Genomic DNA, 20,234 nt, shown 5'->3' with positions numbered 1-20,234 from the left:
CGGGCCCGGCAAACGCCGTTTTTCCAGCCACTTAGCAAGAGTTTTCGGAGAGCCGGATGGCTAACGAAGGGGTCAATTCGGGCCGCCGTCGCTTCCTGACCGCCACCACCGCCGTCGTCGGCGCGGTCGGCGTCGCGGGCGCCTCGGTACCGTTCATCAGTTCCTGGAAGCCGAGTGCGCGCGCCCAGGTGGCCGGCGCGCCGGTCGAGGTCGACATCAGCAAGATCGACTTCGAGCCGGGCATGCGCATGATCGTGCAGTGGCGCGGCAAGCCGGTCTGGATCTTCCGCCGCACGCCGGAACAGCTGGCGGCGCTGCCGTCGCTCAACGACCGGCTGCGCGACCCGAATTCGGAAAACGCCGACCAGACGCCGGCGTTCGCGAAGAAGGAATACCGCTCGATCCGTCCGGAGCTCGCGGTCATCGTCGGCATCTGCACCCACCTCGGCTGCTCGCCGAGCTACGTGCCGGAGCTGCAGCCGCAGGCCTTCGACGCCCAGTGGCAGGGCGGCTTCTACTGCCCGTGCCACAACTCCCGCTTCGACCTCGCCGGCCGCGTCTTCGAGGGCGTGCCGGCGCCGTCCAACCTCGAGGTGCCGCCGTACCACTTCGTCGACGACAACCATCTGATCGTGGGCATCGCGCCCGAGGAGGGCGCATGAAGCCTGGGTTCCTGATCCGCGCCCTCAACGGCGGCCTCGGCTGGGTCAACGAGCGTGCGCCCGGCATGATGCCGGCGTACCGCAAGCACATGACGGAGTACTACGCTCCGAAGAACTTCAACCTCTGGTACTACTTCGGTTCACTGGCGCTGCTCGTGCTGGTCAACCAGATCGTCACCGGCATCTTCCTGACGATGCACTACAAGCCGGACGCCTCGCTCAACGAGTTCGGCATCCCGCACGCGTTCTGGAGCGTCGAGAACACGATCATGCGCGACGTCGACGGCGGCGCGATCATCCGGTACATGCACAGCACCGGCGCGTCGCTGTTCTTCGTCGTCGTTTACCTGCACATGTTCCGCGGCCTGATCTACGGCTCGTACCAGAAGCCGCGCGAGCTGGTGTGGGTGATCGGCATGCTGATCTTCCTGGTGCTGATGGCCGAGGCCTTCATGGGCTACGTGCTGCCGTGGGGCCAGATGTCGTACTGGGGCGCGCAGGTGATCATCAACCTGTTCGGCGCGATCCCCGGCATCGGCGAAGGCCTGACCGAGTGGATCCGCGGCGACTACCTGGTGGCCGACGCGACGCTCAACCGCTTCTTCGCGCTGCACGTGATCGCGCTGCCGCTGGTGCTGCTGCTGCTGGTCGTGCTGCACCTCGGCGCCCTGCACGAAGTCGGCTCGAACAACCCGGAAGGCGTCGACATCAAGAAGGTCAAGGACAAGGAGACCGGCATTCCGAAGGACGGCATCCCCTTCCACCCGTACTACACGGTGAAGGACCTGTTCGGCGCCGGCTTCTTCATGATCATCGCCGCGTTCATCATCTTCTTCACCCCGGCGATGGGCGGCTGGTTCCTGGAGTGGGACAACTTCATCGCCGCCAACCCGATGGTGACGCCGGAGCACATCAAGCCGGTGTGGTACTTCACGCCGTTCTACGCGATGTTGCGCGCGATCCCCGACAAGTTGTTCGGCGTGATCGTGATGGGCGGCGCGACGATGATCCTGTTCCTGCTGCCGTGGCTGGACAAGTCGCCGGTCAAGTCGATCCGCTATCGGCCGATGCTGCACAAGCTGCTGATCGCGATCTTCGCGGTGGGCTTCGTGGTGCTGGGCTGGCTCGGCGCGCAGTCGGGTTCGGACACCCAGAAGCTGGTCGCGCAGATCCTGACCTTCTACTACTTCGCCTTCTTCATCTCGATGCCTTTCTGGTCGCGCATGGGCCAGTTCAAGGCGGTTCCGGACCGGGTGCCCGCGCATGACTAAGCTCCGTATCTTCGCCCTGCTGCTCGCCCTGGTTCCGGCGCTCGGCTCCGCCTCCTCGGGCGGCGACCTGCAGGTGTCGGGCACCGACCTCAGCGACAAGGCCTCGCTGCAGAGCGGCGCCGGCCTGTTCATGAACTACTGCTCGGGCTGCCACAGCCTGGCGATGGTCCGCTACTCGCGCCTGGCCGAAGACCTCGACCTGGACCCGGCCCTGGTCGAGCAGTACCTGATCCGCGGCGACGCCAAGATCGGCGAGAACATCGTCACCGGCATCCCGGCCGCCCAGGGCGAAGCCTGGTTCGGCAAGGCCGCACCGGACCTCAGCCTGATCGCCCGCGCCAAGGCCGGCGGTGCCGACTGGGTCTACACCTACCTCAAGAGCTTCTACGTCGACGAATCGCGGCCGATCGGCTGGAACAACAAGCTGTTCCCGAACGTGTCGATGCCGAACGTGCTCTGGGAGCTGCAGGGCATCCAGCGCCCGGTCTACGAAGGCCACGGCAGCGAGCAGCACGTCGCCCGCCTCGAGCTGGCCAGCCCGGGCCGCCTGGACGGCCGCGAGTTCGACAAGGCGGCGCGCGACATCTCCGCCTTCCTCGAATACGTCGCCGAGCCGGCGGGCATCAAGCGCACCTCGACCGGCGTCTGGGTGGTGCTGTTCCTGGCCTTCTTCACCTTCCTGGCCTACCTGCTGAAGCTCGAGTACTGGCGCGACGTGCACTGAGTCGCACCGGATATCGGCACGGGGCCGCCTTCGGGCGGCCCCGTCGTTTCCGGGGTCCGCCGCCGTCTTGCGGAAAATCCGGCCTTTGGGCAGGGTTGAGTCTTCCGACGACCGCCGGCAGGGGCTGGCGGCGCCGTGGAGGGGAAGCAATGGCCGCCAGCCCGCGTATCCGCAACGCCCTGACGCTGTTTTCCGCCCGTGACTGCGTGGTCTGCCACCGGGTCCGCCTGGTGCTCGCCGCGAAGGGCGTGAGCTACGAACTGGTGCCGGTCGACCCGGGCAGTCCGCCCGAGGACCTGGTGGACCTCAACCCTTACCACTCGGTGCCGACCCTGGTCGATCGCGACCTCGTGCTGTACGCCGCGTCGGTGGTCTGCGAATACCTCGACGAGCGCTACCCGCATCCGCCGTTGATGCCGGTCGATCCGCTGTCGCGGGCCCGCCTGCGCCTGGCGATGGTGCACGTGGACCACGACTGGGTGCCGCCGGTGCAGCAGATCCAGCACGGCACCAAGGCCCAGGCCGACGCCGGCCGCAAGCGCCTTAAGGAGCTGCTGATCACCTCGCTGCCGCTGTTCCGTGCCTCCAAGTTCTTCCTGAATCCGGAAATGAGCCTGGCCGACTGCGCGATCGCGCCGATCATCTGGCGGCTGCCGGCGCTGGGCGTGCAGCTGCCCAGGGAAGCCAAGGTGATCGAGGACTACGGCATGCGCATCTTCCGCAACCCGGCCTACCTGCGCAGCCTCACTCCGGAGGAGAAGGGGCTGCGGGAACTGCCGCCGTGAGCGAATCCGGCGCCGCGATGTCCTCGAACCGCCCCTATCTGCTGCGGGCGATCAACGAGTGGATCAACGACAACGGCATGACCCCCTACCTGCTGGTCGACGCCGAACGCGACGGCGTGCAGGTGCCGGCGTCGGCGGTGAAGGACGGCCGGGTGGTGCTCAACATCGCCCCGCGCGCGGTCGCGCAGCTGCTGATCGACAACCGCGAGGTACGCTTCATGGCGCGCTTCGGTGGCGTCAGCCAGGCGGTGATCGTGCCGATGCCGGCGGTGCTGGCGATCTACGCGCAGGAAACGGGGCAGGGGATGATGCTGCCCGACGACGGCATCGAGCCGTCCGACGGTCCCGATGACACCGGTCCGGGTCCCGGTCCCGACAGCGGCGGCGACCCGCCGAAACGCAGCCACCTGCGCGTCGTCAAGTGACCTCGGCGCGCGGCGCCGGCCCGAGCAGGGCGTGCAGCCGGCGTCCCTGCATCACGATGCGGCCGGCGTGGCGGTCGTCGCCGTCCAGCGAGAACTCGAAACCGTAGTGGCGTTCGACGGCGAGCCAGCCGTCGGCGCCGCGGCGCAGGCGCATCGCCACGAGGTGCACGCTCTGGTCGAGCCACTGCACGCCGGCGCGCGCGCAGGCATCGCGCCCGTGCTGCACCGCGGCTTCCGCGGCGGCGCGTCCGGCGAACCAGAACGCCACCAGTGCGGTCGCGCCCAGCATCGTCAACAGTTCGGTGAGCATGGAGGGACTGTGGGGACGCGCCCGGTCGGCCGCAAGTCGCCCACTGCCACGATCGCGTGGGGCTGGCTAAGATACGGCGGGCGACGTTCGGGAAGGGCGTCGCCGGTCGCAGGAGAGCGAAAATGAAGCTGGTGTTTCCGAACGGCGAACACGCACAGGTGTTGCTGAGCCACGGCATGAACCGCATCGGCTCGGCGCCCGACGGCGCGGTCGTGCTCAACCTGCCGGAAATCGCCGTGCGCCACTGCGAGATCCACGTGACCGGCGCCGGCGCCAACCTGCAGGTGCCGGAAGGCGGCGGCCGCGTGACGGTCAACGGCCGCGCGATCGAGGACATCATGGCCCTGCGCGCCGGCGACCTGATCGGCATCGGCCCGGTGCAGGCGCGCTACACGATCGTCGAGGCGGTGCGCAGCGTGCCTTCCGAAGCGCCGGTGGCCGCACCGCATCCGGACGACGACAGCGGCGCCACCCGCGTGCGCATCGCGATCCCGAAGTTCCTGCTGCGCGGCGTCTCCGGCGCGGTGTTCGGCAAGGTCTTCCCGGTGACCGGACCGACCGCGATCGGGCGCGCCCCGGAGTGCGACATCTCGGTGCAGGGCGACGAGATCTCGCGCCGACATGCGCTGGTCAAGCCGACGCCGGACGGGCTCGCGGTCGAAGACCTCGGCTCGGCGAACGGCACCTACGTCAACGGCAAGCGCGTCCAGCAGGCCTTCCTCGGCCCGGGCGACGAACTCAAGCTCGACACCGTGCGCTTCATCGTCGTCGCGCCGGGCATGGAGATGGCGCAGCAGACCGCGCGCATCGCCAAGGCCGAAGCCGCCCCGGCGGCTGCCGGCGCGCCGCGCCGCGGCAACACGCTGAGCATCTGGGTGCCGATCATGCTGGCGCTCGCGGCGCTGGCGGTGTTCGCGGGGCTGATGCTGGGGAGGTAAGCGGGATCGCGCCTCAAGACGCTCCTACGGGGGGGGCGGGTGGGTCGCCGAGGCGCATCGACAGGTCGAGCGCGCGCACGTGCTTGGTCAGGCCACCGATCGAGACGCAGTCGACGCCCGCCGCGGCGATCGAGCGCAGGCGGTCCGGGGTAACGCCGCCGGACACCTCGAGCGGAATGCGACCGCCGGCGCGGCGCACGGCTTCGTGCAGGTCGGCGTCGCTGAAATCGTCGACGAGGATGCGGTCGCAGCCGGTCGCCAGCGCCGCGTCGAGCTCGGCGAGCGACTCCACCTCGATGATCAGCGGCAGCCCCGGATGCAGCGCGCGCGCCTGCGCCGCCGCCGCGGCGATCGAACCGGCCGCGTGGATGTGGTTCTCCTTCAGCATCACCGCGTCGTACAGGCCCATGCGGTGGTTGTCGCCGCCGCCGCAGCGCACCGCGTACTTCTGCGCCTGGCGCAGGCCGGGCAGGGTCTTGCGGGTGTCGAGAACGCGTGTGCGGCTGCCGGCGACCAGGGCGACGTGTTCGGCGGTGACGGTGGCGGTGCCGGACAGCGTCTGCAGGAAATTCAGCGCCGGACGCTCGCCACTGACGAGGGCGCGGGTACCGCCGGCGAGGGTCACCAGCACGGTGCCGGCCTCGACGCGTTCGCCCTCGGCGACACGCCACGCGATGGCGATGTCCGGATCGAGCGCGCGGAAGCAGGCATCGAACCACGGCCGTCCGGCGATCACGCCGGCTTCCTTCGCGATCACGAAGGCGCGGGCGGGCGCGTCCGGCAGCAGCTGGGCGGTGGCGTCGCCGGGGCCGATGTCCTCGGCGAGCGCACGCGCGACGTCGGCGGCGACGAGTTCGACGGAAGGCGGCGTCGGCGCCATCAGCGCGCCAGGTCCGGCCACTGCGACGCCGCGAGCCCCTCGTCGACGAGCAGCACCGGGATGCCGTCGTCGACGCGGTAGATCGTGCGGCGGTCGCGGGTGATCAGGCCGGCATCGAGGGCGCCCTGCTGGGCGGTGCCGTCGATGCGGCTGATGCCGCCGGCGGCGATGCCGCGATTGACCGCCGCGAGTTCGTCGGCCGTCAGCAGGGCGAGGGGCTGGCGGGTCGCGGGGCAGCACAGCAGGTCGAGCAGTTTGCGGTCCATCGGCGGCTGATTCGGCAGGAATTCGCGTCTAGAATAGCCTTTTGCCGAAGCCGCCCGCCATGAACCAGAACGTCGTGGCTCCGCTCGTCGGGGTCGTCATGGGCTCCCGCTCCGACTGGGAAACGATGCAGCACGCGACGCAGCGGCTCGAACAGCTCGGCGTTCCGCACGAAGTCCGCGTGGTCTCCGCGCATCGCACGCCGGAGCTGCTCGTCGACTACGCAAAGTCGGCGCAGGCGCGCGGACTGCGCGCGATCATCGCCGGTGCCGGCGGCGCCGCCCACCTGCCGGGCATGATCGCTGCGATGACCGCGGTGCCGGTGCTCGGCGTGCCGGTGCAGAGCCGGGCGTTGAGCGGCCTCGATTCGCTGCTGTCGATCGTGCAGATGCCGGCCGGCGTGCCGGTGGCGACCTTCGCGATCGGCAATGCCGGGGCCGCCAATGCCGGCCTGTTCGCGGCGGCGCTGCTGGCGGCCGGACACGCGAACATCGCGGCGGCGCTGGCGGACTTCCGCGCGAAGCAGACCGCCGACGTGCTCGCGCAGCCCGACCCGCGGCAGCCGTGACCACCGTCGGCATCCTCGGCGGCGGCCAGCTGGCGCGCATGATGGCGCTCGCCGGCGCGCCGCTGGGCCTGCGCTTCCTCGTGCTCGACGCCGCCGAAGACCCCTGCGCGGCGCAGTGCGCGCCGCTGCTGCGCGCCGATTACCGCGATGCCGGGGGCCTGGCCGAATTCGCCGGGCGCGTCGACGTCGCCACGTTCGATTTCGAGAACGTGCCCGCCGACAGCGCGCAGTGGCTGGCGGCGAAGGTCCCGGTGTTCCCGGATCCGCGCGCGCTGGCGGTGGCGCAGGACCGGCTCGCCGAGAAGACACTGTTCCGCGACCTCGGCATCCCGGTGCCGGACTTCGCCGCGGTCGCCGACCGCGCCGGCCTCGACGCGGCGATCGCCGCGGTCGGTACACCGAGCATCCTGAAGACGCGCCGCCTCGGTTACGATGGCAAAGGCCAGTTCCGCCTGAAGTCGCCCGCCGATGCCGGCGCGGCCTGGGACGCGCTCGGCGCACAGGCGGCCAGCGTCGGACTGATCCTCGAGGCCTTCGTGCCGTTCCAGCGCGAAGTGTCGGTGGTCGCCGTGCGGGGGCGCGACGGCGAGCTGCGTGCCTGGCCGCTCACCGAGAACTGGCACGACCACGGCATCCTCGCCGCCAGCCTGGCCCCGGCGGTCGTCGGCGCAGCGCTGCAGGAAACGGCGCTCGCGCATGCGCGCCGCATCGCCGAGGCGCTGGACTACGTCGGCGTGTTCGCCCTCGAGCTGTTCCTGTGCGACGGCGTGCTGGTCGCCAACGAGATGGCGCCGCGCGTGCACAACTCCGGCCACTGGACGATCGAGGGCGCCGTGACCTCGCAGTTCCATAACCACCTGCGTGCGGTGCTCGGCCTGCCGCTCGGCGACACCGCCGCGATCGGCCGCAGCTGCATGCTCAACTGGATCGGCGAACTGCCCGATGCGGCGCCGGTGCTCACCGAAGCCGGCGGCTACTGGCACGACTACGGCAAGTCCGCGCGCGAAGGCCGCAAGGTCGGCCACGCCACCCTGCGCGCCGACGACGATGCGTCGCTGGCGACGATGCTCGAGCGCGTCGGTCGCGCGCTGGGACGCGAGGCACAGGTGGCGCCGGTGATCCAGCGACTCACGGAAGTCTAGTTCGTAGTTCGTACGCGGTACGAGGTAGTGGCCGATGGCGACCTCGCCGGCTGCGACTACCTCGTACCGCGTACGAACTACGAACTACGTGCCGGCGTCGCTGGCGAACACCACCACATGCGCCAGGTCCGTCCGCACCCTTACCCGTTCGCCAGGCGCCTTTTGCCGGTGACTCGGGAACAGCGCCGCGAGCACGGTGCCGTCGTCCAGGCGCAGCGTGTGCAGGCTTTCGGCGCCGCGGAAGGCGACCGCATCGACGGTGGCTTCGATGCCGCTGTCGCCATCACCCGCGACCAGATCGTCTGGGCGCAGCAGCACGCGCACGTCGGTGCCGGGCGGGAAGGCCAGCGGCAGCGCCGACTGCAGCTCCCCCAGCGCGGTGCGCACGCGGTCGCCGGCGAGCACGGTCGCCGGCAGCAGCCGGCCCTCGCCGACGAAGGACGCCACGAAGGGGTCGGCGGGGCGGTGGTAGAGCTCGAAACCCGGCGCCCACTGCAGCAGGCGGCCGGCGCGCATCACGCCGACGGTATCGGCGAAGCCGAAGGCCTCTTCCTGGTCGTGGGTGACCAGCAGGGCGGCGATGCCCAGGGTCTTCAGCAGCGCGCGCAGCTCCTCGCGCAGGCGCACGCGCAGATCGGCATCGAGGCTGGAAAAGGGTTCGTCGAGCAGCAGCAGGTCCGGGCGTGGCGCCAGCGAGCGCGCGAGCGCGACGCGCTGCTGCTGGCCGCCGGACAATTCATGCGGATAGCGCTTCGCCAGCGCTTCCAGGCCGAGCATCGCCAGCGCTTCGTCGCAGCGGCTCCGGCGTTCGCCGCGGGGCAGCCGGTGCAGGCCGAAGAGCACGTTACCGGCGACGCTCAGGTGCGGAAACAGCGCGAGATCCTGGAATACGAAGCCGAGGCCGCGCTGTTCCGGCGCCAGCGTCGTGGCGTCGCGGCCGCGAAGTCGGATGCGCCCGGCCGCCGGCACGTGCAGGCCGGCGACCGCGCGCAGCAGCGTGGTCTTGCCGCAGCCGCTGGGGCCGAGCAGGCAGCCCAGTTCACCGGGCTGCAGCTGCAGCGAGGCATCGACCACCGCCGCGTGCCCGGCGTAGGCGCAGTGCAGCTGCGCGACGTCGAGCAGCGGGGCGGTGGCCGTCATCGCCGGTCCGGGCTCAGGCCAGGCGGCTGGCGACGAAGTCCCAGTTCACCAGGTTCCAGAAGGCCTCGACGTACTTCGGCCGCGCATTGCGGTAGTCGACGTAGTAGGCGTGTTCCCAGACGTCGCAGGTCAGCAGCGGGGTGTCGGCGCCGGTCAGCGGGGTCGCCGCGTTCGGGGTGCTGACCAGGGCCAGCGAGCCGTCCGGACGCTGCACCAGCCACGCCCAGCCGGAACCGAAGGTGCCGATCGCGGTGGCGGTGAACTGCTCCTTGAACGCCGCGAAGGAACCGAAGGCCCTGGTGATGGCTTCCGCCAGCGCGCCGGTCGGCTCACCGCCGCCGTTCGGCGACAGGCAGTTCCAGTAGAAGGTGTGGTTCCAGACCTGGGCGGCGTTGTTGAAGATCGCGCCCTGCGACTTGCGCACGATCGTCTCGAGGTCGGCGTCGGCGAACTCGGTGCCTTCGATCAGCTTGTTGAGGTTGGTGACGTAGGCCTGGTGGTGCTTGCCGTGATGGTAGTCCAGGGTCTCGGCCGAGATGTGCGGCTCGAGGGCGGCGCGGTCGTAGGGCAGGGGGGGAAGTTCGAAGGCCATGGGAATCTCCGTCTCGATGGGCTGCACGCCGGCGCCCGGCGCGTTGGCCCTATAATTCTAGCCCTTGTGCGCGGCCGTTCCGTCGCCGCGCCTGCAACGGAGTACCCGATGAGCGTCATGGATCGCATCAAGGCGGTGGTCGAAGGACACCCCGTCGTCCTCTTCATGAAGGGCACGCCGCAGTTCCCGATGTGCGGCTTCTCCAGCCGCGCGGTGCAGGCGCTGAAGGCGGCCGGCGCGGGCGGTTTCCACACCGTGAACGTGCTCGAGGATCCGGAGATCCGCGCCAACCTGCCGCGTTATTCCGACTGGCCGACCTTCCCGCAGCTGTTCGTCAACGGCGAACTGATCGGCGGCTGCGACATCACCGTCGAGCTGCACGAGAGCGGCGAACTGGCGCGCATCGTCGGCGAGGCGCAGAAGCCGGCATGAATGCCGCCGGCCCGACGCCGCTGCCGGCGCCGGCCGCCGACGCCCTCGCCGGACGCGTGATCCTGGTCACCGGCGCCCATGGCGGCCTCGGTGCCGCTGCCGCGAAGGCCTGTGCCGCCGCCGGCGCCACCGTCGTGCTGCTCGGCCGCCGCGTGCCCAAGCTCGGACGCGTCTACGACGCGATCAAGGCGACCGGGCCCGAGCCCGCGCTGTATCCGCTCGATCTCGCCGGCGCCGACCCGGCCGACTACGAAACGCTGGCGGCGAAGGTCGCCGGCGAACTCGGTGGCCTGCACGGCGTGCTGCACTGCGCCGCCGACTTCCCCGGCCTGGCGCCGCTGGAGGCGACCCCGCCGGACGTCTTCGTGCGCAGCCTGCACGTCAACCTGACCGCGCCGTGGCTGCTCACCCAGGCCTGCCTGCCGTGGCTGCGCCGGTCGGGCGACAGCGCGGTGGTGTTCGTGACCGACGACCCGGCCCGGGTCGGCGGCGCCTACTGGGGGCCTTACGGCCTCGCCAAGCAGGCGCTGGCGGCCCTCGTGGCCCAGCTCCACGCCGAGACCGATACCGGCCCGGTGCGCATCAGCGGCCTGCAGCCGGGGCCGATGCGCACCGACCTGCGTGCCCGCGCCTACGCCGATGAAGCCCGCCTGCGCGTGCCCGGCCCGGAGGCCTGGGCGCCGGCCTGCGTGCACCTGCTGTCGGCGGCCGGCGCCGACCGCCGCGGCCGGGTGTGGGCCCCGGAATCGCCGTGATGACCACGCTGTCGGCGGCCCTGCTGCTGTTCCTGATCCTGGATCCGCTGGGCAACATCCCGATCTTCCTCGGCCTGCTGAAGCCGCTGCCGGAGAAGCGCCGGCGCATCGTCGTCGCCCGCGAACTGGTGATCGCCCTGGTGGTGCTGTTCGTCTTCCTGTGGGGCGGCATCTACGTGCTCGAGGCGATGCACCTGCGCCAGGAGTCGGTGTCGATCGCCGGCGGCATCGTGCTGTTCCTGATCGGCCTGAAGATGATCTTCCCGAGTCCCGAGGGCATGTTCGGCGACCTGCCGGACGGCGAGCCCTTCATCGTCCCGCTGGCGATCCCGATGGTCGCCGGCCCGTCCGGGATGGCGGCGGTGATGCTGCTGGCCGCCCAGGACCCGGGCCGGATGCTCGACTGGAGCCTGGCCCTGCTGCTGGCCTGGGGGGCGACCGCGGCGCTGCTGCTGTCGGCGACCTCCCTCTACAAGGTGCTGGGCACCCGCGTCCTGACCGCGGTCGAGCGCCTGATGGGCATGCTGCTGGTGGCCCTGTCGGTGCAGATGTTCATGGACGGCGTCGCCGCCTGGCTCGGCGCCGTCACCGGAAATTGAACCGGTTTCCCGGTTTCCGGGTTTCATCCGCCTGTCACGGGCCGCGGTTAGCGTGTTAAACTCTTGTTAGTGCCGGGCCGCCTCGCTTCCCCGCCCCCGGCTCCGCTCAAGGATCAAGCCGTGCCTTCGGCACCGCGGCTGGAAGCCGCTCTTTCTTTCACGCCAACCAACCAGGGTTTCAAGACCATGACCAAACGCAACCGGGTACGGCTTTCGCAGCTTTCCCTCGGCCTCGCGATCGCGCTGGCGGCCGCTCCGGCCTTCGCGCAGCAGACGTCGGCCTCCATGAGCGGCCGCATCGAGATGGCCGACCAGACGCCGGTCGCCGGCGCCCAGGTCACCATCGTGCACACCCCGTCGGGCACCGTCAGCAACGCCGTCACCGGCGCCGACGGTCGCTACCAGGCGCGCGGCCTGCGCGTCGGTGGTCCGTACACGATCACCATCGTCAAGGACGGCGAGACGGAAGTCCGCGAGGGCGTCTACCTGCAGCTGGGTGAAGTGACCGCGGTCGACGCGATCCTCGGCCAGGACACCACCACGCTGGACGTGGTCGAAGTAACCGGCGTCGCCTACGGCTCGGAAGTGTTCAGCGCCGAGAAGATGGGCGCGGGCACCAACGTCAACCGTGACCAGATCGACGCGTTCCCGTCGATCGAGCGCAACCTGCAGGACTACGCCCGTCTCGACCCGCGCGTCGTGCAGACCGACAAGTCGCGCAACGAGATCTCCGTCGGCGGCCAGAACCCGCGCTACAACGTCATCCGCATCGACGGCATCAGCACCAACGACTCGTTCGGCCTCGAGTCGAACAGCCTGCCGACCCCGCGCCAGCCGTTCTCGATGGACGTGATCGACCAGGTGTCGATCGACGTCGCCAACTACGACGTCACCATCACCGGCGGCACCGGCGGCGTGATCAACGCCGTGACCAAGTCGGGCACCAACGAGTTCCACGGCAGCGTCTACGGCCTGTGGCGCGACAACACGATGGTCCGCGACAACGAGGACGGTTCCGACTTCAGCGGCTTCGAGGACGAGACCACCTGGGGCGTGACCTTCGGTGGCCCGCTGATCAAGGACCGCCTGTTCTTCTTCTTCAACTACGAAGACTACAAGATGGGCGCTCCGGGCCCGTCGTTCGGCCCGGTCGGTTCGGGCGCCTCGAACATCGTCAACATCACCAACGCCGAGATCGACCAGGTCCGCGCGATCGCCGCGGGCTACGGCCTCGACATCGGCCAGTACGGCGGCGACATGGCCGCCGACACCACCGGTGAGGAATACGGCTTCAAGCTGGACTGGAACATCAGCGACGCGCACCGCGCCAGCTTCCGCTTCGGCACCTCCGACCAGAGCGTCGCCAACTTCCCGGACTTCAACAGCACCAACATCTCGCTGGACACGCACGCGTTCCAGCGTGACTTCGGCTTCGACACCTACACGGTGCAGCTGTTCAGCGACTGGAGCGACCGCTTCTCGACCGAGGCGAAGGTCTCGTTCCGTGACTACAGCGCGGTCCGCACCCCGACCGTGAACACCCCGGAAGTCGCGATCCGCATCAACAACAACTTCCTCAACTTCGGTACCGAGGAGAACACCCACGTCAACGTCCTCGAGACCGAGACCTGGAACGCGTCGTTCGTCGGCAACCTGTTCCTCGACGGCCACACGGTGAAGTTCGGCTTCGACTTCGAAGACAACGACATCTACAACCTGTTCGGCCGCCGCACCAACGGCGTCTACACCTTCAACAGCATCGCCGACTTCGCCGCCGGCCGCCCGAGCTTCTTCCAGTACTTCCACCCGGCGGGTGGCGATCTGGACAACATGGCGGCGATCTGGGGCATCCAGAACCTGGGCGTCTTCATCCAGGACACCTGGAACGTCAACTACAACCTGACGCTGACCTACGGCCTGCGCTACGACGTCCCGAACGTCAAGGACAGCCCGCGCTACAACGCCGCCGCCGAGGCCGCGTTCGGCTTCGACAACAGCTCGACGATCGACGGCAATGCGCTGTTCCAGCCGCGCGTCGGCTTCAACTACACCTTCGACAGCGACCGCGCGATGCAGATTCGCGGTGGCGTCGGCCTGTTCCAGGGCTCGGCCGCGAATGTGTGGCTGTCCAACCCGTTCACCAACACCGGTTTCGGCTACAGCGACTTCCGCTTCAGCTCGGGCCTGAACCTGCCTTGCAACACGCCGGACGGCCGCTGCTTCGTCGCCGACCCGAACGGCCAGCTGGTGCTGGTCCCGGGTGGCGCCGCCGCCGGTCTGCAGGCCATCGACTTCGTCGATCCGGACCTGGGCCAGCCGGCCGTGTGGAAGGCCAACCTCGCGTTCGATCACGAGCTGCCGTGGGGCGGTCTGGTGCTCGGCGCCGAGATGGTCGTGACCCGCGTCAAGGAAGCGATCTTCTACCAGCAGCTCAACCTCGGCACCGTGCAGACGGTCGGCCAGGACGGCCGCCTGATCTACTGGAACGAGGCTGGCCGCAGCCCGGGCCGCTGGAACCAGTTCGGTTCGAACGCCAACTGCGGCGTCGCGGGCACCGCGATGGGCTTCGGTTGCGTGAACGGTTCCGTGGTCTCGCGCTTCGGCAGCAACCCGGGCTTCACCGACGCGATCATCGCCCGTCCGACCGACCAGGGCGGTTCCGAGCAGATCACCCTGTCGCTGCAGAAGCCGTTCAGCCCGGACAGCGACTGGACCTGGATGCTGGCCTACACCTACACCGATGCCGAGGAAGTCAGCCCGCTGACCAGCTCGACCTCGAACTCGCAGTGGGGCAACAGCAACACGTTCCACCCGAACGAAGAAGTCGCGGCCACCTCGTCCTACGAGATCCGTGACCGCTTCAGCGCCGCGCTGAGCTGGAAGCACAACTTCTTCGGCGACTACGCGACCAAGGTGTCGGTGTTCTACGAAGGCCGTTCGGGCAAGCCGTTCAGCTACGTCTTCGACAACGACGCGAACGGTGACGGCCGCTTCGGCAACGACCTGTTCTACATCCCCGCGGGCCCGGGCGACGTGCTGTTCGCCAACCCGGCCGAGGAAGCGGCGTTCTGGGCGTACGTCAACGGCAACGAGTACCTGCGTTCGCACCTGGGCCAGGTCGCCGGCCGCAACGCCGACCGTGGCCAGTGGGTGAACCAGTTCGACGTCCGCATCTCGCAGGAACTGCCGGGCTTCTTCCAGGGCCACAAGTCCGAGATCTGGCTCGACATCCTCAATGTCGGCAACCTGATCGACAAGGACTGGGGCAAGATCGACGAAGTCGCCTTCCCGGGCAGCTTCGGCGTCGCCGAGTTCGGCGGCATCGATCCGGTCACCGGCAAGTACGTGTACCGCTTCAACACGCCGGACAGCAGCCGCATCTACGACGACCGCGGCATCTCGCGCTGGTCGGTGCAGGTGGGCTTCCGCTACTCGTTCTAAGCGGCGGCAGCAGGTGTGACGGCGACGGCCGGCGGGAAACCGCCGGCCGTTTCCTTTTGCGGATCCGGGAGGGACTGACGGTCCAGCCGGCGGTGGTACATTCCCCGGTCCAGAACGAAGAGCGAAGCGAAGAAGAAGCAACATGACGGAAACCACCACCCTGCCGCCGACCTGCAACGCGCGCATCTCGCCGCGCGGCGGCCTCGACATCCTGTCGCGCGAGGAAGTCGCGCGCCTGCAGACCGCCTCCAGCGGCGGCCTGCGCGAACTGCTGCGGCGCTGTGCGCTCGCGGTGCTGACCACCGACGCCGACTCCGACGATCCGCGCGCGGCGGCGCTGCGCTATCCCGATTTCGACATCGAGGTGCAGCAGCAGGACCGTGGCATCAAGATCGAACTGACCGCGGCGCCGGCGACGGCCTTCGTCGAGGGTGAGATCATCCGCGGCATCGCCGAGAACCTGTTCGCGGTCGTCCGCGACATCGCCTACAACGCCAACGAGGTGCACGGCAGCGGCCGCTTCGACCTGGGCACCGGCTCCGGCCTGACCAGCGCGGTGTTCGAGATCCTGCGTAATGCGCGGGTGATGAAGTCCTTCCAGGACCCGAACCTGGTGGTCTGCTGGGGCGGCCACTCGATCAACCGCGACGAGTACCTGTACACGAAGAAGGTCGGCTACCAGCTCGGCCTGCGCGGCATGGACATCTGCACCGGCTGCGGCCCGGGCGCGATGAAGGGACCGATGAAGGGCGCGACCATCGCGCACGCCAAGCAGCGGCAGTGGAAGCCGCGCTACATCGGCATCACCGAGCCGGGAATCATCGCCGCCGAGTCGCCGAACCCGATCGTCAACCAGCTGGTGATCATGCCGGACATCGAGAAGCGCCTCGAAGCCTTCGTCCGCCTCGGCCACGGCATCATCGTCTTTCCGGGCGGCGTCGGCACCGCCGAGGAGATCCTCTTCCTGCTCGGCGTGCTGATGCACCCGGAGAACCGCGAGCTGCCGTTCCCGTTCGTCCTGACCGGACCGGCGCAGTCGGCGGCCTATTTCGAGCGCATCGACCAGTTCCTGCGCCTGACCCTGGGCGAGGCCGCGACCTCGCGCTACCGCATCATCATCGACGATCCGGCCGAGGTCGCGCGCGAGATGAAGGCCGGCATCAGGAAGGTCAGGGAGTTCCGGCTGAAGGAGCAGGACGCCTTCTTCTTCAACTGGTCGCTGCACCTGCCGCTGGAGTTCCAGCACCCGTTCGTGCCGACCCATGCGGCGATGCGCGGCCTGAACCTGCACCGCGACCAGCCGGTGCACCTGCTCGCGGCCGACCTGCGCCGGGCGTTCTCGGGCATCGTCGCCGGCAACGTCAAGGTCGAGGGCATGCGCGAGATCGAGCAGCACGGCCCGTTCGACATCGACGGCGACCCCGAGATCATGCGGGCGCTCGACGCGCTGCTCGCCGACTTCGTGCAGCAGCGGCGGATGAAGATCGAGGGAACCTACAAGCCCTGTTATCGCGTGCTCGGGGCCTGAGGCCGCGCGGCGGCGGCCGCCGGCGTCGGCAGGAAGACCGTCACGACGAAGCGGCCCTCCGTTTCCGTCGCGTCGATCCTGCCGGCGCCTTCGGTCATCGCCCCGATCCGGGTGCGCACCGACTCCAGTCCGACGCGGTGCCCCTGACGCGACAGGCTCCCCGGCGGCGGCAGCGGATTGGCGACGGTGACCTGCACGCCGTCGGCGCCGGTTTCGAGGCGGATTTCGACCGTCGAAGGTTCGCTGCGCGGTTCGACGCCGTGGCGGACGGCGTTCTCGACCAGCGGCTGGATCGACAGCGCCGGCACGCCGAGCGGGGGCAGGGCATCGGGGACCCGGAGATCGACCTGCAGCCGGTCACCGAAGCGCCAGCGCTCGATCTCGAGGTAGCGCTCGACCAGCGCCAGCTCGTGGGCCAGCGGGATCACCTCCGGCCCGGCGAGCGCGGCGCGGAACAGTTCGGCCAGGTCCAGCAGCACCCGTTCGGCCGCTTCCGGCCGCGCATGCACCAGCGCCGCGCCGGTGTTGAGCGTGTTGAACAGGAAATGCGGCTGGATCCGCGCATGCAAGGCCTGCAGCTCGGCGTCCTTGGCGCGCAGCGCGAGCAGGCGCATGCGCCAGGCGCGTTCGAGCGCGGCGACGCCGATCAGCCCCACGGTCAGCGTGATCAGGGTCAGGCGCACGAAGTAGGCGCCGACGGCACCCTCGGGGCGGGCCGGCACGAACAGCCACCACGCCAGCGCCCCGGTCAGCCAGCTGCACAACAGCAGCAGGCCCAGCGACAGCCAGGCCAGGCGCCGTTCCGGCAGTCCGGCCAGGCGATGCCGGAAGACGTAGAGCACACCCAGGGTCAGCAGCGCGACCCAGACGACCATCATCGAGACGAGCCCGAAATGCACCGCGAAGTCGGCGCTGGCGCCGCCGGCGGTCAGCAGCAGCGCCAGGCCCTCGCAGGACAGCAGTACCGCGACCAGGCCCTTGGGCTGCCACAGCGTCTCCAGCGGACTCGGCGGGTTCGGTGTGGACATGGCGGACCGGTGCGGGGACGCCCGGATGATACCGGCCGTGGGCCGTTTGGGCGCCCATCGTCGCCGCCCGTCGGCCAGGTGCTGGCGCCGCCTGCCGGGCGGGCCTAAGTTAGCCGCACCGAATCTGGGACAGGACCATGACCGGACATCCTCCGCGGCGGCACCACCAGTCGGGCTTCAGCCTGACCGAGGTGATGATCGTCGTCGTCATCCTCGGTGTCGTGATGGCCATCGCCACCGGCAGCTATCGCTACGTGATCAATACCGGCCGCATCAACGGACCCGCGAACGAATTCCTGGCGACCCTGCAGGTCGCACGCATGGAGTCGGTGCGTCTGGGTCGCCGGGTGGTCGTCTGCCGTACCACGACCCCCGATTCGGCGACCCCGGCCTGCGACATCTCGGCCGGCAACTGGGTCGGCTGGGTCGCCTTCGTCGACAACGACCGCGACGGCGTGATCGATGCCGGCGAACAGATCCTGCGCACCGGCAGCGTCGCCGGCCCCGCCGCGATCACCCCCAGCCCGGCGATCTCGAGCGCGTCCAACCGGATCGTTTTCCGTCCCGACGGGCTGGCCCGCGCAGCCGACGGCACCCTGCTGCAGGCACGGGTCCGCGTCTGCATCCCGGCGAACGTGCCCGACATGAACGCCCGCGATGTGGTCATCACCAACGGCAGCCGGATCGCCGTCGCGGCGACCGCGGCCACGATCGCTGCCGGCGCCTGCGCCGCGCCGGCCAATGTCTGACGAGGTGAACATGCACAAGTCCGCTCCGCGGCCACGCCACCGGAACCAGGCCGGCGTGTCCCTCCTCGAGGTCCTCATCGCGGTCCTGGTGCTGGCGATCGGCATGCTCGGCGTCGCGGCGATGCAGGCCACGTCGCTGCGCAACAGCCAGGGCTCGCTGGAACGCAGCCAGGCCGTCGTGCTCGCCTACGGCATCATGGACGCGATGCGCGCGAACATGCTCGCGGCGCGCGCCAACAGCTACAACATGACCTTGACCTGCACGGTCCCCACCGCCGGCACCTCGCTGGCCTCGCGCGACCTCAATGCCTGGATGACCTCGCTGCAGGCCACGGTCGGCGCCTCGGCCTGCGGCAGCGTGCAGTGCGCCTCCAACGTCTGCGAGGTGATCGTGCAGTGGAACGACCAGCGCGCCACCGGCGGCATCGCCGCCCAGCAGCTCAGGGTCCGGAGCCGCATATGAGCCGTCGATCCTTCCAGAACCTTCGCCACCAGCGGGGCGTGACCCTCATCGAACTGATGGTCGCGCTGCTCCTCGGCCTGCTCGTTTCGGCGGCCGCGATCGGTGCCTTCCTGTCGAACAACCGCACCCAGGAGGCGACGCAGAACCTGTCGCGGATGCAGGAGAACGCGCGCATCGCCTTCGAGATCATGGCGAGGGACCTGCGCCAGGCGGCCGGCAACCCGTGCTCGAACACCATCGAGGTCACCAACCGCGTCAACGGCTACAACACCGCCGCGCGCTGGTGGGCCAACTGGGACCGCGCCTCGATCAGCCGCGGCTTCATCGGCTACAACAACAGCGCTCCCTCGGGCGTCACGACGGTGGCCGGCAGCGACATGCTCGAAGTGATGGCGGCGACCGCGCCGTCGGCCCTGGTCACCGACCACTCGCCGCCGAACATCCGCGTCAACAGCTCGACGCACGGCATCTCGACCGGCGACCTGGTGATGGTCTGCGACAACCGCCTCGCGGCGATCTTCCAGGCCACGGTGACCGGCGCGGTGATCTCGCATTCGGCCTCCGGCAACCCGGGCAACACCAACGCCAACCTGGGCATCGCGATCGGTGCCGGCACCCCGACCGCCTTCGTCTTCAACGACAACGCGGTGCTGTCGCGCCTGTCGGCCGCGCGCTGGTACGTGGCCCCCAACGGCCGTGGCGGCAACTCGCTGTTCCGGCGCTCGCTGCGCGGCGGTTCCCCGGCGGGCGAAGTCGTCGAGGAAGTCGTCGAGGGCGTGCGCGACATGCAGCTGCAGTTCCTGCTGCCGAACACGACGAACTACACCGATACCGTCGCCGCGACCCGCTGGGGTGAAGTGCAGGCCGTGCGCGTGCAGCTGACCTTCGAGAGCGAAGGCCGGGTCGGCACAGACGGGCAGCAGATCCTCCGTCGCCTCCACCACACGATCGTGCTCAGGAACCGGACGCTATGACCGAGAGCCGTTACCAACGCGTCTCCCGGCAGCGCGGCATCGCGCTGCTGGTGGTGCTGCTGCTTCTCCTCGTGATGACCCTCGTCGGCCTCGCGGTGATGCGCGGCACGCAGATGGAAGAACGCATGGCCGCCGGCCTGTACGACCGCAGCCTCGCCTTCCAGTCCGCCGAAGCCGCGCTGCGCGAGGCCGAGGCGCTGATCTTCACCGCGCCGACGTTCCCGGGTTCGGGCAACTGCACCAACGGCCTGTGCCCACAGCGGACCAACCTCGCCGACACCGACGTCGAGTACTGGCTGATGCCGGCGACCGGCTGGCGCAACGCGACCGTCGACACCACCGTCGACAACGACGGTACCGGTGCCGGTCCGGCGATCGCCACGCCCACGCAGTTCATCATCGAGCCGCTGGGCATGGGCGAGAACTGGTTCAAATGCGGCGCCGTCACCCCGGTCGACGCACTGTGCCTGTCGCAGCGTTTCCGCGTGACCGTGCGCACGAATGCCCCAGGACGGGCGGAAGTCCTTCTCCAATCCACCGTCAGCGCGCCCTGAGCTGACCGGA

At 69.5% G+C, this 20,234-nt stretch carries 23 protein-coding genes; 17 read left to right on the top strand and 6 right to left on the bottom strand.

What is annotated here, in order from left to right:
• The first annotated feature begins 56 nt into the window (after nucleotides 1-56).
• The 5 genes from petA to K311_RS0107330 all read left to right on the top strand — a co-directional run bounded on the left by petA (nucleotide 57) and on the right by K311_RS0107330 (nucleotide 3,867).
• Nucleotides 57-662 (top strand): ubiquinol-cytochrome c reductase iron-sulfur subunit, encoded by a 606-nt coding sequence (gene petA / locus K311_RS0107350; RefSeq protein ID WP_026816768.1) that lies wholly within the window; start codon nucleotides 57-59, stop codon nucleotides 660-662.
• On the top strand, nucleotides 659-1,933 hold the full coding sequence (locus tag K311_RS0107345) for a cytochrome b (protein ID WP_043797089.1): 1,275 nt from the start codon (nucleotides 659-661) through the stop codon (nucleotides 1,931-1,933). The genes petA and K311_RS0107345 overlap by 4 nt, the downstream gene beginning before the upstream one ends.
• On the top strand, nucleotides 1,926-2,657 hold the full coding sequence (locus K311_RS0107340) for a cytochrome c1 (RefSeq protein ID WP_026816766.1): 732 nt from the start codon (nucleotides 1,926-1,928) through the stop codon (nucleotides 2,655-2,657). The genes K311_RS0107345 and K311_RS0107340 overlap by 8 nt, the downstream gene beginning before the upstream one ends.
• A 149-nt stretch (nucleotides 2,658-2,806) precedes the next feature.
• Complete coding sequence (locus tag K311_RS0107335) at nucleotides 2,807-3,442, top strand: glutathione S-transferase N-terminal domain-containing protein (RefSeq protein WP_026816765.1); 636 nt, start codon at nucleotides 2,807-2,809, stop codon at nucleotides 3,440-3,442.
• Nucleotides 3,439-3,867 (top strand): ClpXP protease specificity-enhancing factor, encoded by a 429-nt coding sequence (locus tag K311_RS0107330; RefSeq protein WP_026816764.1) that lies wholly within the window; start codon nucleotides 3,439-3,441, stop codon nucleotides 3,865-3,867. Before K311_RS0107335 ends, K311_RS0107330 begins: the two co-directional genes overlap by 4 nt.
• On the opposite strand, the gene K311_RS0107325 is transcribed toward K311_RS0107330, so the two are convergent.
• Entirely contained in the window at nucleotides 3,860-4,177 is a 318-nt protein-coding gene (locus K311_RS0107325) for a DUF3301 domain-containing protein (RefSeq protein ID WP_026816763.1), read from the bottom strand. The genes K311_RS0107330 and K311_RS0107325 overlap by 8 nt on opposite strands.
• Nucleotides 4,178-4,299: 122 nt before the next feature.
• Here K311_RS0107325 and K311_RS0107320 point away from each other — a divergent pair, with 122 nt between their 5' ends.
• Nucleotides 4,300-5,115: an FHA domain-containing protein gene (locus K311_RS0107320; protein ID WP_026816762.1), complete on the top strand. Its 816-nt coding sequence runs from the start codon at nucleotides 4,300-4,302 to the stop codon at nucleotides 5,113-5,115.
• A gap of 13 nt (nucleotides 5,116-5,128) precedes the next feature.
• On the opposite strand, the gene nadC is transcribed toward K311_RS0107320, so the two are convergent.
• Both nadC and K311_RS0107310 read right to left on the bottom strand, forming a co-directional pair.
• Nucleotides 5,129-5,995 (bottom strand): carboxylating nicotinate-nucleotide diphosphorylase, encoded by an 867-nt coding sequence (nadC, locus tag K311_RS0107315; protein ID WP_026816761.1) that lies wholly within the window; start codon nucleotides 5,993-5,995, stop codon nucleotides 5,129-5,131.
• On the bottom strand, nucleotides 5,995-6,261 hold the full coding sequence (locus tag K311_RS0107310) for a Trm112 family protein (RefSeq protein WP_026816760.1): 267 nt from the start codon (nucleotides 6,259-6,261) through the stop codon (nucleotides 5,995-5,997). The genes nadC and K311_RS0107310 overlap by 1 nt, the downstream gene beginning before the upstream one ends.
• Before the next feature lie 59 nt (nucleotides 6,262-6,320).
• Here K311_RS0107310 and purE point away from each other — a divergent pair, with 59 nt between their 5' ends.
• Both purE and K311_RS0107300 read left to right on the top strand, forming a co-directional pair.
• The gene (gene purE, locus K311_RS0107305; RefSeq protein ID WP_026816759.1) at nucleotides 6,321-6,827 is read left to right on the top strand and encodes a 5-(carboxyamino)imidazole ribonucleotide mutase; all 507 of its coding nucleotides are present in this window, start codon (nucleotides 6,321-6,323) and stop codon (nucleotides 6,825-6,827) included.
• Nucleotides 6,824-7,969: a 5-(carboxyamino)imidazole ribonucleotide synthase gene (locus tag K311_RS0107300; RefSeq protein ID WP_026816758.1), complete on the top strand. Its 1,146-nt coding sequence runs from the start codon at nucleotides 6,824-6,826 to the stop codon at nucleotides 7,967-7,969. Before purE ends, K311_RS0107300 begins: the two co-directional genes overlap by 4 nt.
• Before the next feature lie 84 nt (nucleotides 7,970-8,053).
• On the opposite strand, the gene K311_RS0107295 is transcribed toward K311_RS0107300, so the two are convergent.
• Both K311_RS0107295 and K311_RS0107290 read right to left on the bottom strand, forming a co-directional pair.
• Nucleotides 8,054-9,109 carry an ABC transporter ATP-binding protein gene (locus K311_RS0107295; protein ID WP_026816757.1) on the bottom strand — a complete coding sequence of 352 codons (1,056 nt, stop codon included), beginning with the start codon at nucleotides 9,107-9,109 and terminating at the stop codon, nucleotides 8,054-8,056.
• Between the two features lie 13 nt (nucleotides 9,110-9,122).
• Nucleotides 9,123-9,701: a superoxide dismutase gene (locus tag K311_RS0107290; protein ID WP_026816756.1), complete on the bottom strand. Its 579-nt coding sequence runs from the start codon at nucleotides 9,699-9,701 to the stop codon at nucleotides 9,123-9,125.
• Between the two features lie 108 nt (nucleotides 9,702-9,809).
• Here K311_RS0107290 and grxD point away from each other — a divergent pair, with 108 nt between their 5' ends.
• From grxD to ppnN, 5 genes are all read left to right on the top strand, one after another.
• Nucleotides 9,810-10,133, top strand: a complete 324-nt coding sequence (grxD, locus tag K311_RS0107285; protein WP_026816755.1) for a Grx4 family monothiol glutaredoxin — start codon at nucleotides 9,810-9,812, stop codon at nucleotides 10,131-10,133.
• Nucleotides 10,130-10,888, top strand: coding sequence for an SDR family NAD(P)-dependent oxidoreductase (locus K311_RS0107280; protein ID WP_026816754.1), 759 nt, complete (start codon nucleotides 10,130-10,132; stop codon nucleotides 10,886-10,888). Before grxD ends, K311_RS0107280 begins: the two co-directional genes overlap by 4 nt.
• Nucleotides 10,888-11,487, top strand: coding sequence for a YhgN family NAAT transporter (locus K311_RS0107275; protein ID WP_026816753.1), 600 nt, complete (start codon nucleotides 10,888-10,890; stop codon nucleotides 11,485-11,487). The genes K311_RS0107280 and K311_RS0107275 overlap by 1 nt, the downstream gene beginning before the upstream one ends.
• A 186-nt stretch (nucleotides 11,488-11,673) precedes the next feature.
• On the top strand, nucleotides 11,674-14,928 hold the full coding sequence (locus tag K311_RS0107270; RefSeq protein ID WP_026816752.1) for a TonB-dependent receptor: 3,255 nt from the start codon (nucleotides 11,674-11,676) through the stop codon (nucleotides 14,926-14,928).
• A gap of 142 nt (nucleotides 14,929-15,070) precedes the next feature.
• Complete coding sequence (gene ppnN / locus K311_RS0107265) at nucleotides 15,071-16,456, top strand: nucleotide 5'-monophosphate nucleosidase PpnN (protein ID WP_026816751.1); 1,386 nt, start codon at nucleotides 15,071-15,073, stop codon at nucleotides 16,454-16,456.
• Here ppnN and K311_RS15925 read toward each other — a convergent pair.
• Nucleotides 16,435-17,484: a sensor histidine kinase gene (locus K311_RS15925; protein WP_043797087.1), complete on the bottom strand. Its 1,050-nt coding sequence runs from the start codon at nucleotides 17,482-17,484 to the stop codon at nucleotides 16,435-16,437. The two genes, ppnN and K311_RS15925, sit on opposite strands and share 22 nt — an antisense overlap.
• Nucleotides 17,485-17,621: 137 nt before the next feature.
• Here K311_RS15925 and K311_RS0107255 point away from each other — a divergent pair, with 137 nt between their 5' ends.
• Genes K311_RS0107255 through K311_RS0107240 form a run of 4 tightly spaced genes read left to right on the top strand, consistent with a single transcriptional unit; the run spans nucleotide 17,622 to nucleotide 20,224 of the window.
• Entirely contained in the window at nucleotides 17,622-18,233 is a 612-nt protein-coding gene (locus tag K311_RS0107255) for a GspH/FimT family pseudopilin (RefSeq protein WP_026816750.1), read from the top strand.
• Nucleotides 18,234-18,243: 10 nt separating this feature from the next.
• On the top strand, nucleotides 18,244-18,696 hold the full coding sequence (gene pilV, locus K311_RS0107250) for a type IV pilus modification protein PilV (RefSeq protein WP_026816749.1): 453 nt from the start codon (nucleotides 18,244-18,246) through the stop codon (nucleotides 18,694-18,696).
• Entirely contained in the window at nucleotides 18,693-19,670 is a 978-nt protein-coding gene (locus K311_RS0107245; RefSeq protein WP_081683339.1) for a PilW family protein, read from the top strand. The genes pilV and K311_RS0107245 overlap by 4 nt, the downstream gene beginning before the upstream one ends.
• The gene (locus K311_RS0107240) at nucleotides 19,667-20,224 is read left to right on the top strand and encodes a pilus assembly PilX family protein (protein WP_026816747.1); all 558 of its coding nucleotides are present in this window, start codon (nucleotides 19,667-19,669) and stop codon (nucleotides 20,222-20,224) included. Before K311_RS0107245 ends, K311_RS0107240 begins: the two co-directional genes overlap by 4 nt.
• Nucleotides 20,225-20,234 lie beyond the last annotated feature (10 nt).

The organism is Arenimonas composti TR7-09 = DSM 18010 (genome assembly GCF_000426365.1).
Taxonomy (GTDB): domain Bacteria; phylum Pseudomonadota; class Gammaproteobacteria; order Xanthomonadales; family Xanthomonadaceae; genus Arenimonas; species Arenimonas composti.
The sequence above is the reverse complement of the archived record's forward strand: the minus strand, read 5'-3'. Positions and strand labels throughout refer to the sequence as shown.